Origin of the sequence: Pseudomonas sp. FW300-N2F2 (assembly GCF_017351655.1) — a bacterium.
Lineage (GTDB): Bacteria > Pseudomonadota > Gammaproteobacteria > Pseudomonadales > Pseudomonadaceae > Aquipseudomonas > Aquipseudomonas fluorescens_AA.
The window spans coordinates 165,749-181,650 of the sequence record NZ_JACNDQ010000004.1; the positions used below are offsets into that span (position 1 = coordinate 165,749).

General features: G+C 60.0%; 12 protein-coding genes and 1 pseudogene. 6 read left to right on the forward strand and 7 right to left on the reverse strand.

Annotation, left to right across the window (positions count from 1 at the left end; genetic code table 11):
• Window positions 1-66 precede the first annotated feature (66 nt).
• The 4 genes from glyQ (at window position 67) to J4E63_RS27440 (ending at window position 4,468) form a co-directional block, all read left to right on the forward strand.
• Complete coding sequence (glyQ, locus tag J4E63_RS27425; protein ID WP_003177094.1) at window positions 67-1,020, forward strand: glycine--tRNA ligase subunit alpha; 954 nt, start codon at window positions 67-69, stop codon at window positions 1,018-1,020.
• Complete coding sequence (gene glyS, locus J4E63_RS27430; RefSeq protein WP_060739900.1) at window positions 1,017-3,071, forward strand: glycine--tRNA ligase subunit beta; 2,055 nt, start codon at window positions 1,017-1,019, stop codon at window positions 3,069-3,071. The genes glyQ and glyS overlap by 4 nt, the downstream gene beginning before the upstream one ends.
• Before the next feature lie 3 nt (window positions 3,072-3,074).
• Window positions 3,075-3,608, forward strand: a complete 534-nt coding sequence (gene gmhB / locus J4E63_RS27435) for a D-glycero-beta-D-manno-heptose 1,7-bisphosphate 7-phosphatase (protein ID WP_060739901.1) — start codon at window positions 3,075-3,077, stop codon at window positions 3,606-3,608.
• 80 nt (window positions 3,609-3,688) lie between these two features.
• The gene (locus tag J4E63_RS27440; protein ID WP_207283891.1) at window positions 3,689-4,468 is read left to right on the forward strand and encodes a 1-acyl-sn-glycerol-3-phosphate acyltransferase; all 780 of its coding nucleotides are present in this window, start codon (window positions 3,689-3,691) and stop codon (window positions 4,466-4,468) included.
• A 189-nt stretch (window positions 4,469-4,657) separates the two neighbouring features.
• Here the strand turns inward: J4E63_RS27440 and J4E63_RS27445 are convergent, their stop codons facing one another.
• Together J4E63_RS27445 and J4E63_RS31425 are read right to left on the reverse strand one after the other, a co-directional pair.
• Window positions 4,658-5,929 carry an ATP-binding protein gene (locus J4E63_RS27445; protein WP_404943349.1) on the reverse strand — a complete coding sequence of 424 codons (1,272 nt, stop codon included), beginning with the start codon at window positions 5,927-5,929 and terminating at the stop codon, window positions 4,658-4,660.
• Window positions 5,930-6,043: 114 nt separating this feature from the next.
• Window positions 6,044-6,175 (reverse strand): annotated as a pseudogene (locus J4E63_RS31425) (hypothetical protein); the annotation flags it as partial.
• 233 nt (window positions 6,176-6,408) lie between these two features.
• Between J4E63_RS31425 and J4E63_RS27450 the strand changes: the two are divergent.
• On the forward strand, window positions 6,409-7,143 hold the full coding sequence (locus J4E63_RS27450; protein WP_103310551.1) for a response regulator transcription factor: 735 nt from the start codon (window positions 6,409-6,411) through the stop codon (window positions 7,141-7,143).
• 128 nt (window positions 7,144-7,271) lie between these two features.
• Here J4E63_RS27450 and gabP read toward each other — a convergent pair whose 3' ends face one another.
• The 5 genes from gabP to dnaA all read right to left on the reverse strand — a co-directional run bounded on the left by gabP (window position 7,272) and on the right by dnaA (window position 15,186).
• Window positions 7,272-8,666: a GABA permease gene (gene gabP, locus J4E63_RS27455; RefSeq protein ID WP_072407671.1), complete on the reverse strand. Its 1,395-nt coding sequence runs from the start codon at window positions 8,664-8,666 to the stop codon at window positions 7,272-7,274.
• A 303-nt stretch (window positions 8,667-8,969) separates the two neighbouring features.
• Window positions 8,970-11,387, reverse strand: coding sequence for a DNA topoisomerase (ATP-hydrolyzing) subunit B (gene gyrB, locus J4E63_RS27460; protein WP_072407669.1), 2,418 nt, complete (start codon window positions 11,385-11,387; stop codon window positions 8,970-8,972).
• Window positions 11,388-11,392: 5 nt separating this feature from the next.
• A complete protein-coding gene (gene recF / locus J4E63_RS27465) occupies window positions 11,393-12,496 on the reverse strand; it encodes a DNA replication/repair protein RecF (RefSeq protein ID WP_003196148.1) in 1,104 nt (367 codons plus the stop codon).
• Window positions 12,497-12,516: 20 nt separating this feature from the next.
• Window positions 12,517-13,620, reverse strand: a complete 1,104-nt coding sequence (gene dnaN, locus J4E63_RS27470) for a DNA polymerase III subunit beta (RefSeq protein ID WP_003196145.1) — start codon at window positions 13,618-13,620, stop codon at window positions 12,517-12,519.
• Between the two features lie 39 nt (window positions 13,621-13,659).
• The gene (dnaA, locus tag J4E63_RS27475) at window positions 13,660-15,186 is read right to left on the reverse strand and encodes a chromosomal replication initiator protein DnaA (protein WP_060739907.1); all 1,527 of its coding nucleotides are present in this window, start codon (window positions 15,184-15,186) and stop codon (window positions 13,660-13,662) included.
• Window positions 15,187-15,753: 567 nt separating this feature from the next.
• On the opposite strand from dnaA, the gene rpmH reads away from it, so the two are divergent.
• Complete coding sequence (rpmH, locus tag J4E63_RS27480; RefSeq protein ID WP_003213577.1) at window positions 15,754-15,888, forward strand: 50S ribosomal protein L34; 135 nt, start codon at window positions 15,754-15,756, stop codon at window positions 15,886-15,888.
• Window positions 15,889-15,902 lie beyond the last annotated feature (14 nt).

The following is a 15,902-nucleotide window of genomic DNA, read 5'->3' on the forward strand; positions in this document are numbered from 1 at the left end:
GTGCGCACGAACGAATCGGGTATACTCCCGCTCTTTAAATCGCAGCCCAAGAAACAGGTGAATTTCGTGAGCCAGCCTACGCCAGCCGTGCGTACCTTCCAAGACTTGATCCTCGCCCTCCAGCAATACTGGGCCGAGCAAGGTTGCGTGGTACTTCAGCCCTACGATATGGAAGTAGGCGCCGGCACTTTCCACACTGCCACGTTTCTGCGTGCCATCGGCCCGGAAACCTGGAACGCCGCTTATGTGCAGCCCAGCCGCCGCCCGACTGACGGCCGCTACGGCGAAAACCCGAACCGCCTGCAGCACTACTACCAGTTCCAGGTGGTCCTGAAGCCGAACCCGGAAAACTTCCAGGAACTGTACCTGGGCTCCCTCAAGCACGTCGGCCTCGACCCACTGGTGCACGACATTCGTTTCGTCGAAGACAACTGGGAGTCGCCGACCCTGGGCGCCTGGGGCCTGGGCTGGGAAGTCTGGCTCAATGGCATGGAAGTGACCCAGTTCACCTACTTCCAGCAGGCGGGCGGCATCGAGTGCTACCCGGTCACCGGCGAGATCACCTACGGCCTGGAACGCCTGGCCATGTACCTGCAAGGCGTGGATTCGGTCTACGACCTGGTATGGGCCGACGGCCCGTTCGGCAAAGTGACCTATGGCGACGTGTTCCACCAGAACGAAGTGGAGCAGTCGACCTACAACTTCGAACACGCCAACGTCGAGAAGCTGTTCGAGCTGTTCGATTTCTACGAGAGCGAAGCCAAGCGCCTGATCGAGCTGGATCAGCCGCTGCCGTTGCCGAGCTATGAAATGGTGTTGAAGGCGTCCCATACCTTCAACCTGCTGGACGCACGCCGGGCGATTTCCGTGACCGCGCGCCAGCAATACATCCTGCGTGTACGCACCCTGGCGCGTTCCGTTGCGCAAGCCTACCTGCTGGCCCGTGCCAAGCTGGGCTTCCCGATGGCGACCCCGGACCTGCGTGATGAAGTGTTGGCTAAGCTGGAGGCTGCACAATGAGTGCTCAAGATTTTCTGGTTGAACTGGGCACCGAAGAACTGCCACCCAAAGCCCTGAACACCCTGGCCGATGCGTTCCTGGCCGGTATCGACAAAGGCCTGCAAGCCGCTGGCCTGAGCTACGAAGCCAAACAGGTGTACGCCGCGCCGCGCCGCCTGGCCGTGCTGATCACCGCCCTGGCGACCCAGCAGCCGGACCGCAGCATCAACCTCGACGGCCCGCCACGCCAGGCCGCGTTCGACGCCGACGGCAACCCGACCCAGGCCGCCCTGGGCTTCGCCAAGAAGTGCGGCGTGGACCTGAGCGAAATCGACCAGAGCGGCCCGAAGCTGCGCTACAGCCAGAGCATCAAGGGCAAGCCGACCGCCAGCCTGTTGCCGACCATCGTCGAAGACTCCCTCAATGACTTGCCGATCCCCAAGCGCATGCGCTGGGCCGCGCGCAAGGAAGAGTTCGTACGTCCAACCCAGTGGCTGGTGATGTTGCTCGGTGACCAGGTCATCGATTGCACGATCCTGGCCCAGAAAGCCGGTCGCGATTCCCGTGGTCACCGCTTCCATCATCCCCAGAGCGTGCGCATCACCTCGCCGGCCAACTACCTGGCCGACCTGCGTGCCGCCTACGTACTGGCCGACGCCAACGAGCGGCGCGAGCTGATCAGCAAGCGCACCGAAGAGCTGGCCACCCTGCAGGAAGGCACCGCCATCGTGCCGGCCAACCTGCTGGACGAAGTGACCGCGCTGGTGGAATGGCCAGTGCCGCTGGTGTGCTCGTTCGAGGAACGTTTCCTCGAAGTGCCGCAGGAAGCACTGATCACCACCATGCAGGACAACCAGAAGTACTTCTGCCTGCTGGACGCCGAAGGCAAGTTGCTGCCGCGCTTCATCACGGTCGCCAACATCGAAAGCACGGACCCGCAGCAGATCATCGCCGGTAACGAAAAAGTCGTTCGCCCGCGCCTGACCGATGCCGAGTTCTTCTTCAAGCAAGACAAGAAACAGCCCCTGGAAAGCTTCAACGAGCGCCTGCGCAACGTGGTGTTCCAGGAAAAACTCGGCAGCGTCTACGACAAGGCCGAGCGCGTTTCGAAACTGGCGGCATTCATCGCCCCACGCATCGGCGGCGACGCCCAGCGCGCGGCCCGTGCCGGGATCCTGTCCAAGTGCGACCTGTCCACCGAAATGGTCGGTGAGTTCCCGGAGATGCAAGGCGTCGCCGGTTACTACTACGCCCTCAACGATGGCGAACCGCAGGACGTGGCCCTGGCGCTGAACGAGCAGTACATGCCCCGCGGTGCCGGCGCTGAACTGCCAACCACCCTGACCGGTGCGGCCGTGGCGATCGCCGACAAGCTCGACACCCTGGTCGGCATCTTCGGCATCGGCATGCTGCCCACCGGCAGCAAGGACCCGTATGCCTTGCGTCGTGCGGCCCTGGGCGTGTTGCGAATCCTGATCGACAAGCAACTGGACCTGGACCTGAACGACGCCGTGGCGTTCGCCGTCAACGCGTTCGGCAGCAAGGTCAAGGCTGCCGGCCTGGCCGATGCGGTGCTGGAATTCATCTTCGACCGCCTGCGTGCGCGTTATGAAGATGAAGGCGTCGACGTCGCCACCTACCTGTCGGTGCGAGCCCTGAAACCGGGTTCGGCCCTGGACTTCGACCAGCGCGTACAAGCGGTGCAAGCCTTCCGCAAATTACCGGAAGCCGCCGCGCTGGCAGCGGTGAACAAGCGGGTATCGAACCTGCTGGGCAAGGCCGAAGGCAATATCGCGGCCACCGTCGAAGCCAAGTACTTCGACAACGCCAACGAGTTTTCCCTGTACTCGGCGATCCAGCAGGCGGACCAGGCGGTCCAGCCAATGGCGGCGGCGCGTCAGTACAGCGAAACCCTGGCGCGCCTGGCGGCACTGCGCGAACCGGTGGATGCGTTTTTCGAGGCGGTGATGGTCAACGCCGAAGATGCCAAAGTACGGGCCAACCGCTACGCGCTGCTGGCGCGTCTGCGTGGGCTGTTCCTCGGCGTCGCCGATATTTCGTTGCTGGGGTAACGCTTGAAACTGCTGATTCTCGATCGGGACGGGGTAATCAATCACGACTCCGACGCTTACATCAAATCGGTGGAGGAGTGGTTGCCGCTGCCCGGTTCGATCGAAGCCATCGCGCAGTTGAGCAAGGCCGGCTGGACGGTGGCGGTCGCCACCAACCAGTCGGGCATTGCCCGCGGTTATTATGACCTCACCGTCCTGGACGCCATGCATGAGCGCCTGCGCGCCCTGGTGGCCGAGCAGGGCGGGGAAGTCGGCTTGATCGTCTATTGCCCGCATGGGCCGGACGACGGCTGCGATTGCCGCAAGCCCAAACCAGGCATGTTGAAAACCATTGCCGCGCATTACGATGTGGCCTTGGCAGGTGTGTGGTTCGTCGGTGACAGTCTCGGTGACCTGGAGGCGGCCAAGGCCGTCGATTGTCAGCCAGTTTTGGTAAAGACCGGGAAAGGCGAGAAGACTCTGGGCAAGACCCTCCCGGTGGGCACCTTGATTTTTGACGACCTGGCGGCGATTGCCGCTGAACTTATCCACAATTAGAGCTCCCAAGACATCCTGATCAAGGACTGTTCGGGAAGCGCTTGAACAGGCGGGCATTGCCCGCAACGGTAAACGCCGCTATGTCGATATTGCAGGCCATCAGAAGCTTTCTCTTTTACCTGCTGCTGGGCACCAGTTCCTTGTTGTGGTGTTCCCTGAGTTTTTTTATCGCGCCCTTCCTGCCGTTCAGGGCGCGCTACCGTTTCATCAACGTGTACTGGTGCCGCTGCGCACTTTGGCTGAGCAAGGTGTTCCTGGGCATCCGCTATGAAGTGAAGGGCGCCGAGAACGTGCCGGACCGGCCCTGCGTGATCCAGTCCAACCACCAGAGCACCTGGGAGACGTTCTTTCTCTCGGCCTATTTCGAGCCGTTGAGCCAGGTCCTCAAGCGTGAGCTGCTGTTCGTACCGTTCTTTGGCTGGGCCATGGCCATGCTGCGCCCGATTGCCATCGATCGCGACAATCCCAAAGTGGCGCTCAAGCAAGTGGCGAAAAAGGGCGACGAACTGCTCAAGGACAACACCTGGGTGCTGATCTTCCCCGAGGGCACTCGTGTTCCTTACGGGACGATCGGCAAGTTTTCCCGCAGCGGTTCCGCATTGGCGGTGAACGCGAACCTGCCGGTGCTGCCAATTGCACACAATGCCGGCAAATTCTGGCCCAAGGCAGGTTGGATCAGAACACCAGGCGTCATCACCGTGGTGATCGGCGCGCCGATGTATGCCGAAGGCACTGGGCCCCGCGCCATCGCCGAGCTCAATGACCGCGTACAAGCCTGGAATGAACAGGCACAACGGGAGATGGGCTCGCTTCCTCCAGGTCCTGTCGCGGAAGTCCCCACGGAACAAGCCGCTGTTTGAGATCTGTGGATAACCTGTGTACCGTTTTTTCGAAATCCGTTGCTTTTATGTCGTAAGACTATGTTTTTTATACATATTTCCTAAACACATAAAACCCACGTTCAGGTGCATAAGTTTTTATAGCAGCAAAATATCGTAGCCTTCGGGGGTTGGAAACGTCCTGTAGGAGCTGCCGAAGGCTGCGATCTTTCAATCTTCCAATAACGGGAAGCGCAAGCTGAACGTCGTGCCTTTACCCACCACGCTACGACATTCGATTTTCCCCTCGTGATGGTCGACCACGGCCTTGACCATCGATAATCCCAGGCCAATTCCATCGACCCCGTGGGCCGAGGAAAACCGCCGGTACTGACTGAACAGGTCCGGCAGTTCTTCAGCGCTGATGCCTTTTCCTTGGTCAGCAACATTGCAGATCAACCAACCCGACACGCAATGCACCTGCAGGGAAATGCAGGCATCGGGCGGGCTGTACTTGATGGCATTTTCCAGCAGATTGAACAGGGCACGGGTCAACAACGATTGATCCGCCCTCACCATCGCGTCTTCATCCTCTATTTCGTGAACCAACTGGATACGCTTTGCCTGGGCGATGGGCAGCGCCTGATCGAGCACGTCCAACACCAGCATGGCGAACAGCGTCGGCTGGAACTGATAGGCCTGGGACTCGGCCTTGGCCAGCTGTACGAAACCCTCGGTCAGGTCCAGGGCGCGCCGTACCTGGCGCTCGATCTGGTCGAACAGCGGATGATCGCCACCCGCCTGATGCCGCTGCACATCGAGCAGCGCAAGGATCGCCGAGTGAGGGGCGCGCAAGTCATGGGAGAGGAACCGCAGCATGACACTGCGCTGTTCTTCCGCCTCACGTTCGGCGCTCAGGTCCGTGAGGCTCAGCAACCAGCCAATCGGCGCATCGCCATCCACCGGCAACAGTGCAGCCCGCTCCAGGCGCAAGCTGCGCTCGCGAATGTCGCGAAACTCCACCAAGGGCAATGTGGATAACCGGTGATGCGCCCCGTGCTCCAGCCCCGGATACCCCAATTGCCCAAGGTGCTCCAGCACATCGCCGCCCGCCAGGCCATGGCCGAACAGCTCGCGCGCCTTTCGGTTACCCAGCAACAGCTTGCCTTGGGGATCGCTGATCATGGTTGCCACTGGCAAGTATTCCAGGCCGTCGGCAATGAAGCGCCGGGTGTCGCGGGTTCGGCTCATGGCTTGTTCCAGGGCCATGATCTGGCCCTGCAAACGGTCGCTGCCGGTGTAGGAGGCGCGACGACGCTCCGGGAACACTTTGGGCTCCGCGTCCAGGCGTGCCAGCTCCCAACCGAAATAGGCCAATACCACGCTCAGCCGTCGCCAGTTCCAGATCAGGTAGCCGAACATGATCCCCAGCACACTAGCCATCGGCGACCACCACCAACCCCGCGCGCCCAGCATGGCGCTGATCAACAGGGCCAGGCTCATACCACCTACCGTTGTCCACAGGGCCAGGCGCGGGCGCAACAACAGCAAGCCCAATACGCAACCCACCAGGCACACCGACAACAACGCGGCGCCTGAATGGTCACCTGTGGATTGACTGCTCAATGACAGCAAGGCCGTCAGCGGCAACAGCAGCAGACTTATCCACAACCACTCCCGCACCAACTGTCGAAACAACCGCTGAACCTGGGTTGGTTCACGACTTTCACGGCGACGCTGGTTACTCATAGGCCTCCTGGCCGAACTCAAGGACTGTGGATATCTTCACTGGCCTGCGTAAGTCGACAGGCTTGAAAGCCCACGACTATAACGGACTCGATGGGTGGCGCGCTGCTGCCTTTCCCTCTGTGTCGCGAGCCGGTATTGTCGCAGCCAGCGACAGGTCAATGAATCAGCCACTGGCTGCCTTTCATTGCCACCTGCAGATGTCCGTTACTCTCGAGATCAAGGAATCGCATTCCATGCGTGTCGCCATACTGGACGATGAACCGGCCGAGTTGCGCCGGGTAGAACAGACGCTGCAACAAATCCCCGGCAGAGGCGAGCAAGCCTGGACCCTGCACAGTTTCGAACGTGGGGAAGACTTGTTGCGGCAACTGCGGCGGGAAACCTTCGACTTGTTGATCCTCGACTGGCAACTGCCCGATATCAGCGGGCTTTCATTGCTGCGCTGGACCCGCGAGCACATGGATTCGCCACCGGCCGCCATCATGCTGACCAGCCGCGACGGCGAGCACGACATCGTCCAGGCCCTCAACGCCGGCGCCGACGACTACGTGAGCAAACCCTTCAGGCCCAACGAGCTCAAGGCCCGGGTCACTGCCGTGCTGCGTCGCCACAACCTGCAACGCGCGCCCGCCAGCGACGTGCTGGTGTTCAACGACCTGGCGTTCGACGACGCCGAGCTGACCATCACCCGTGCCGGCATCCCCATCAGCCTGACCGAACGGGAATACCGCCTGGCCCGGTGCCTGTTCGCCAACCTGGGCCGGCCGCTGTCCCGGGAATACTTCTACGAACGCTTCTGGACCCACGAGGAAATGACCTCGTCCCGCCCGCTCGACACCCATATCTATCGCCTGCGCAACAAGCTCGGGCTGACGGCGGATCGGGGTTGGCAGTTGCTGACGATCTACGGGTATGGGTATCGGTTGGAGAGTGTGGTGGCGGGGAGTGAGGCGTCGGTGGCCAGTTAGGGAACCGACTGCTCATATTGAATGGCATCTGTGGCGAGGGAGCTTGCTCCCGCTGGGCTGCGCAGCAGCCCCTTTTGTGAGCGCTTAGCACTCAAGCGGGAGCAAGCTCTCTCGCCACACAATGGATATCACCCGATCGTCGGTACCAAGCTTCCTGCTTTTGCGATCCGACGACGCTGTATCAGCACGCCGGATATCACCACCAAGACACTCAGCAGACCGGTCGCGAGGATTTCCACACGATGGGCTTCCTGGAACAGCATGATGGTCAAGGCGCCGACGATGAAGATAATCACCGCGTAGGTCAGGCCGGGAAACAGCCACATGCTGAATGCGATTTTTTCCCCACGAGCCATGCGTTGTTTGCGCATACGCAGCTGCGAAATCGCGATGACCAGGTACACCAGCAACGCAATGGCGCCAGAGCTGGCCAGCAGGAATTCGAAGACCGCCGCCGGTGCCACGTAGTTGGCGAACACCGCCAAAAAGGCCGCACCGGTCGACAACATCACCGCCCAGTGAGGCGTGCCGCTCTTGTTGGTGCGCTGGGAAACGGCCGGCGCATCACCGCGCTTGCCCAACGAGAACATCATGCGCGAAGCCGTGTACAGCGCCGAGTTCAGGCAACTGGTGACCGCCACCAGGACCACGATATCGACGATCAGCTTGGCATTGGGGATGCCCATGCGCTCCAGCACCGTCTGGTAGGAGCCAACACTGGCCAGGAGCGGGTCGTTCCATGGCACCAGCGCGACGACGATGAAAATGGAGACGAGATAGAACAAACCAATCCGCCAGATCACCGAGTTGGTTGCCTTGGAAATCTGCTGGCCAGGGTTCTTCGATTCGGCCGCGGCGATGGTCACGATCTCGGTGCCCATGAACGAAAACATGGTGGTCAGGATCGCCCCCAGCACCGCGCCCATGCCATTGGGCAGGAAGCCCTGAGTGTCGAACAGGTGCGAAACACCGCTGACCTGGCTGGTTGGCAGAAAACCGAATATCGCCATCAGACCCAGCCCGATGAAGCCGATGATCGCCACCACCTTGACCAGGGCGAACCAGAATTCGAACTCTCCGTAATTCTTCACACTGAACAGGTTGGTGACCGTCAGCAGCAGGGTGATGACCAACGTGAAGACCCAGATGGCCACGTTCGGGAACCAGGCGTGCAGGATCGTTGCAGCAGCGTTGGCCTCCAGCGGAATCACCAGGACCCAGAACCACCAGTAGAGCCAGCCGATGGTGAAGCCCGCCCAATGACCAATCGCCCGGTCCGCATACGTCGAGAAGGAACCCGTGTCCGGCGACGCCACCGCCATTTCGCCCAGCATCCGCATCACCAGCACCACCAAGGCACCTGCGGCAGCGTAGGCCAACAGCACGGCCGGACCGGCCGCTGCGATCGCATGGCCGGAGCCGACGAACAGACCGGCGCCAATCACACCGGCTATGGAAAGCATCGTCACATGACGGGGCTTTAGCCCTTGCGCCAGATTATCGGAAGTTTGCGTACCGCTCATTGAGACTACCCTTGGCATTTGGATTTATTCGTACCACCTCGACCCATCGCTTTCTGTAAATTTAAAAAAACGATGTGTAAGTTATTAAACACGCAAGTTTTGCGCCAGGAAATCCAAGGTCCCCGGTATCCGGGGCCTTCATCCAATTCCTAACCCTTTGACAATGAAGGCTTTATGCCAGGGTGTTACCCAGTTACACCGTTTTTGACCGGTGGGTCTTAGAAGGAGTGGGTATTTTCCAGCGTAAAAAAAAGCCAACGCATGTGCGTTGGCTTTTTTGCTGGAGCAGGTGCTGCAGAAGGATCAGAAATCCAGGTTGGACACTGCCAACGCATTGCTCTCGATGAAGTCACGACGAGGCTCGACCGCATCACCCATCAGGGTGTTGAAGATCTGGTCCGCGCCAATGGCGTCTTCGATGGTGACTTTCAGCATCCGGCGCGAGCTTGGGTCCATGGTGGTTTCCCACAGCTGATCCGGGTTCATTTCACCCAGACCTTTGTATCGCTGGATGGTGTGGCGCTTGGTGCTTTCCGCCATCAGCCATTCAAGGGCTTCCTTGAACTCGGTCACGGCTTTCTTGCGTTCACCTCGTTGGATGTACGCACCTTCGTCCAGCAGCGTGCTCAGTTGCGCGCCAAGGGATACGACGGTCTTGTAGTCGTTGCTGCCGAAGAAGTCGCGGTTGAAGGTGACGTAGTTCGACAGGCCGTGGGAGATCAGTTCGACCTCCGGCAGCCAGACGTTACGCTCACGGTCTTCGCGCAGGCTGGCTTTGTAGACCAGGCCGGATTTTTCGACGGTGCGCAGGCGTACTTCGTACTGGGCCAGCCAATCCTGCATCGCGGCGTGATCGGACAGTTGCTCCAGGCTCACGGCTGGCAGGTAGATGAAGTGCTCGGTCAGTTCCTGTGGGTACAGGCGCGACAGGCGCTTGAGGGTCTTCATCACCAGGCGGAAGTCGTTGACCAGGCGCTCGAGGGCTTCACCGGAAATACCCGGGGCGTCTTCGTTCAGGTGCAGGCTCGCGTCTTCCAGGGCCGACTGCGTCATGTACTCTTCCATGGCGTCGTCGTCTTTGATGTATTGCTCTTGCTTGCCTTTCTTGACCTTGTACAGCGGCGGCTGGGCGATGTAGATGTAGCCGCGCTCGATCAGCTCCGGCAACTGACGGAAGAAGAACGTCAGCAGCAGGGTGCGGATGTGCGAACCGTCGACGTCAGCATCGGTCATGATGATGATGTTGTGATAGCGCAACTTGTCGATGTTGTACTCTTCGCGGCCAATGCCGCAGCCCAGCGCGGTGATCAAGGTGCCGACTTCCTGGGAGGAAATCATCTTGTCGAAGCGCGCCTTCTCGACGTTGAGGATCTTGCCCTTGAGCGGCAGGATGGCCTGGGTGCGACGGTTACGGCCCTGCTTGGCGGAACCGCCAGCAGAGTCACCTTCCACCAGGTACAGCTCGGACAGGGCAGGGTCCTTTTCCTGGCAGTCGGCCAATTTGCCCGGCAGGCCGGCGATGTCCAGCGCGCCTTTGCGGCGGGTCATCTCACGGGCCTTGCGCGCGGCTTCACGGGCACGGGCGGCGTCGATCATCTTGCCGACCACCAGCTTGGCTTCGTTCGGGTTCTCCAACAGGAAGTCGGAGAAGTACTTGCCCATTTCCTGTTCGACCGCGGTCTTCACTTCGGAAGACACCAGCTTGTCTTTAGTCTGGGAGCTGAACTTCGGATCCGGCACCTTCACCGAAATGATCGCTGTCAGGCCTTCGCGGGCATCGTCACCAGTAGTGGCGACTTTATGCTTCTTCGCCAGGCCTTCCTGTTCGATGTAGTTGTTCAGGTTACGGGTCAGCGCCGAACGGAAGCCCACCAGGTGGGTACCGCCGTCGCGCTGCGGAATGTTGTTGGTGAAGCACAACAGGTTCTCGTTGAAGCTGTCGTTCCACTGCAGGGCGATTTCCACGCCGATGCCGTCTTCACGCTGGATGTTGAAGTGGAACACCTGGTTGACCGGGGTCTTGTTGGTGTTCAGGTACTCAACGAACGCCCGCAGGCCACCTTCATACTTGAACAGCTCTTCCTTGCCACTGCGCTCGTCCTTGAGGACGATGCCGACACCGGAGTTGAGGAAGGACAGTTCGCGAATCCGCTTGGCCAGGATGTCCCAGCTGAAGTGGATATTCTTGAAGGTTTCGCTAGACGCCTTGAAGTGAATCTGGGTGCCGGTGGACTCGCTGTCACCAACGATCGCCATGGGTGCCTGAGGCACGCCATGGACGTAGGTCTGTTCCCAGATCTTGCCACTGCGGCGCACCGTGAGAACCAGCTGTTCGGACAGCGCGTTCACCACCGATACACCTACGCCGTGCAGACCGCCGGAGACCTTGTAGGAGTTATCGTCGAACTTACCGCCAGCGTGGAGGACGGTCATGATGACCTCGGCGGCGGAAACACCTTCCTCTTTGTGCACGTCTACCGGGATGCCACGGCCGTTGTCGCGAACGGTGATGGACTCATCCGGGTGGATGATGATGCTGATGTCGTCGCAATGGCCGGCGAGGGCTTCGTCGATGGAGTTGTCGACCACCTCGAACACCATGTGGTGCAGACCGCTGCCATCGTCGGTGTCACCAATGTACATACCGGGACGTTTGCGTACGGCATCCAGGCCTTTCAGCACTTTAATGCTCGTTGAGTCGTACGTATTTTCTTCGCTCAATGCCTTCACTCCCGATGGTCGTGGGTCTGGGTGATACGGCCCTGTTCCACGTGGAACAGGGCGACTGGCGTTTCCGTCTGCCAGCCTTCCCTCAATAATTCGTGGTCTACACAGGTGATGAACACCTGGCAGCGTAAGTCTTCCAGCAAGCGGCACAACGCGCGGCGGTGGGCTTCGTCCAGCTCGGACGGCAAGTCATCCACCAGATAAATACACTGACCGCGCCGGGCCTGGCTGACCAGATGCCCCTGGGCGATACGCAAGGCACACACCACTAGCTTCTGCTGCCCCCGGGACAAGATGTCCGCGGCGTTATGTGCGCCCAATCTGAGGCGCAAGTCAGCGCGTTGTGGTCCAGCCTGGGTATGGCCCATCTGCTGGTCCCGCTGCAGCGAGCCAGCCAGCACGGTGCTCAGTTCCCGATCCTTGTCCCAGCCTCGGTAATAGCTGAGCGTCAGGCCCTCAAGCTCAACCAGTTCGCTCAAGGTCTGCTCGAAGACCGGTTTCAAGGCTTTGATGTAAGCGCGGCGGTATTCATCGATTTCAGCGCTGGCCTGGCACAGTTCCCTGTCCCAAACCGCTTGCGAAACGGCGTCAAGTGTACCATGTCGCAGCCAAGAGTTTCTCTGGCGCAGCGCCTTCTGCAAGCGCTGCCAAGTCGTCATGAAGCGCGGTTCCACGTGGAACACGCCCCAGTCGAGAAATTGCCGGCGAATCTTCGGCGCGCCTTCCAAAAGGCGGAAGCTGTCCGGGTTGATCAGCTGCAACGGCAGGATCTCGGCCAGCTGCGCGGCGCTGCGAGCGTTCTGTCCATCGATGCGAATCTGGAACTCCCCTTGCCGGTCCCGCGAGATCCCCAGGGCGCTATGGCCACCTTCCGCCAGTTCCACCTGCCCGAACACCGTACACGCCAGTTGATCGTACTGGATGACCGGTAACAGCCGGGTGCTGCGGAACGAACGGGCAAGCCCGAGCAGGTGCACGGCCTCCAGGACGCTGGTTTTGCCGCTGCCGTTGGCGCCGTAAAGGATATTGATGCGGGGGGAAGGGGAGAAGGTCACCGGGTGCAGATTGCGCACCGCGGTGACCGAGACGCGACTTAAGGACATCTAGCTTCTGCTGGGCATGATTACAGACGCATCGGCATGACGACGTAAGCCGAATCGTCGTTATCGGACTCTTGCACCAGCGCACTGCTGTTGGAGTCAGACAGGATCAGACGCACTTGCTCGGTGGTCATCACGCCCAGCACGTCGAGCAGGTAGCTGACGTTGAAGCCGATTTCCAGGGAGCCACCGTTGTACTCAACGCCTACTTCTTCTTCCGCCTCTTCCTGCTCCGGGTTGTTCGCCTGGATCTTCAACTGCCCGTTGGCCAGTTGCAGACGAATGCCACGGTACTTCTCGTTGGACAGGATCGCGGTACGGCTGAAGGCTTCGCGCAGGGCCTGGCGATCGCCCAGGACCAGCTTGTCACCGCCTTTTGGCAGCACGCGCTCGTAGTCTGGGAACTTGCCGTCTACCAGCTTCGACGTGAAGGTGAACTCACCGGTGGTGGCGCGGATGTGGTGCTGGCCCAACACGATGCTGACGTTGCCGTCGGGCTCGGTCAGCAGGCGGGCCAGCTCCAGGATACCTTTACGCGGCACGATTACCTGGTGGCGATCCGGCTGACCGATATCGGCCTGCATCGAGCACATCGCCAGACGGTGACCGTCGGTGGCGACGGCGCGGATAACGCCGGCCGATACTTCCAGGAGCATGCCGTTGAGGTAATAACGCACGTCCTGCTGGGCCATGGCGAAACTGGTGCGTTCGATCAAGCGACGCAATTTGCTCTGATCCAGGCTGCAGGTCAGCGAACCCGGGCCTTCTTCAACGGTCGGGAAATCGTTGGCGGGCAGGGTGGACAAGGTGAAGCGGCTGCGACCGGCCTTGACCACGAGCTTCTGCTCATCGACCTTGATGTCGATCAGCGCGTCGTTGGGCAGGCTCTTGCAGATGTCCATCAGCTTGCGCGCCGGCACGGTGATGGAACCCGGATCGGCCGGTTCCTCAAGTTGCACACGACCGACCAGCTCGACTTCCAGGTCGGTACCGGTCAGCGACAATTGCTGGCCTTCGACAACCAGCAGCACGTTGGAAAGTACCGGCAAGGTCTGGCGGCGTTCGACGACGCCTGCGACCAGTTGCAGGGGTTTCAACAGGGCTTCGCGTTGAATGGTGAAATGCATGGTCTAGTCCCTTGCCTTAATAAGCTGCGCTGGTGGTCATCAAGTGGTCAGTGTACGCAGCAGGTTCTTGTAGTCCTCGCGGATGTCCGCGTCGGATTCCTTAAGTTCGTTGATCTTGCGGCACGCGTGCAGCACGGTGGTGTGGTCGCGTCCGCCAAACACATCGCCGATTTCCGGCAGGCTGTGGTTGGTCAGTTCCTTGGACAAGGCCATGGCCACCTGGCGCGGACGTGCCACCGAACGCGAACGGCGTTTGGACAGCAGGTCGGAGATCTTGATTTTGTAGTATTCAGCAACCGTTCGCTGAATGTTATCCACAGAAACCAATTTGTCCTGGAGCGCCAACAGGTCCTTCAAGGATTCGCGAATCAACTCGATGGTGATATCGCGGCCCATGAAGTGCGAATGGGCGATCACCCGCTTGAGGGCACCTTCGAGCTCACGCACGTTCGAGCGGATACGCTGGGCGATGAAGAATGCCGCGTCGTGAGGCAGCTCGACCTTGGCCTGGTCGGCCTTCTTCATCAGGATCGCGACCCGAGTCTCCAGCTCCGGCGGCTCGACGGCCACCGTCAGGCCCCAGCCGAAACGCGACTTGAGGCGTTCCTCGAGGCCTTCGATCTCTTTCGGGTAGCGGTCACTGGTGAGAATGACCTGCTGCCCGCCTTCAAGCAATGCGTTGAAGGTGTGGAAAAACTCTTCCTGGGAACGTTCCTTGCGGGCGAAGAACTGAATGTCGTCGATCAGCAAAGCGTCCACCGAACGGTAGAAGCGCTTGAACTCGTTGATGGCGTTCAGTTGCAGCGCCTTGACCATGTCGGCCACGAAACGCTCGGAATGCAGGTACACGACCTTGGCATTCGGGTTCTTCTTTAATAGGTGGTTGCCCACGGCGTGCATCAAGTGGGTCTTACCCAAGCCAACGCCGCCATAAAGGAAGAGCGGGTTGTAACCGTGCTTGGGGTTGTCCGCGACCTGCCAGGCCGCCGCGCGGGCCAGCTGGTTGGATTTACCTTCGACGAAATTCTCGAAGGTAAAGGTCCGGTTCAGGTAGCTGGTGTGCTTGAGCGCGCCTTCGACCTGGACCGTGCGCTGTTCGGCCCGCACCGGAGCCTGCTGGGAGCTGGCACCGGCCATGGGGTCGAAGCTGTCCCGGGAAGGCTCTTCGCTGACTTCGGCGACTTTTTGCGTGTTGCGTTTGCTCGGGGCAGGCGCGGGCGCCGGGGCGGCATGGTTGTTCACAGGGGCCGGGGCAGCCTGCTGGGCCTGTGACGCCGCGGCGGCCAGCGGCGCATTGGGCGCGGCGCGGGGTGCCGAACTGCGTTTGCTGCCTATTAATAAGGACAACGCAGGCGCCATGCCATTGCCGTGCTCGTCGAGCAGTTCCATGACCCGGCCCAGGTACTTTTCGTTGACCCAGTCGAGAACGAAACGGTTCGGTGCATAGACACGCAACTCGTCGCCTTCGGCTTCGACCTGTAGTGGACGGATCCAAGTGTTGAATTGTTGGGCAGGCAGCTCATCGCGCAAAAGCTCCACGCACTGCTGCCAAAGTTCCACTGACACGGATATCCCCTAAGTTGAAAGCCGGTGAGGCAAAAACAAGCGGCCATTGTAGCGAGCAGACGTGCACTTATCCACACGCAGGTTGCTCATTGCCCATGATTTATCAATGCGTTAACCGAGAGAAAGACGACCGACGGTCGGTGGATAAGCTCTGTGGATAACCGTGCCTGAGGTCGTTGCACAAGTGGGGGCGAAACTCGGTGGATAACCGCCCTGTGGATAACCAGCCATTCCACCCACAGCTTATCCGACAGCGCAGCACAGGCTGGCCACTGCTTTCCCCTGTAGTTGTCATTCTCTGTACATGGCGAATTACAAGGCCTCGGCGTGGTTATCCACAGACAGGTGGCGACCTTGCTTTTATAAGCTTTACAGAAAAGCTTTAAATAATTCCCTTCTTTATTTCTATATCTAGCGCTGTGTGATGAATCGGCCGAACGCGGCTGGATATCTATTTAAAGGAAACGCTGGTTGGAAATTGACCTAGAGGCTTGCTTTCTCTAGAATCCCCGGTCTCTTAAAACGGGGGCCATTCCGGCCCGTTGTGGACGAACCAGGTAACACGACATGAAACGTACTTTCCAACCAAGCACTATCAAACGCGCTCGTACCCACGGTTTCCGTGCTCGCATGGCTACCAAGAACGGTCGTGCCGTCCTGTCGCGTCGTCGCGCCAAAGGTCGTGCGCGTCTGGCAGTTTGATAATCCGGCACTGG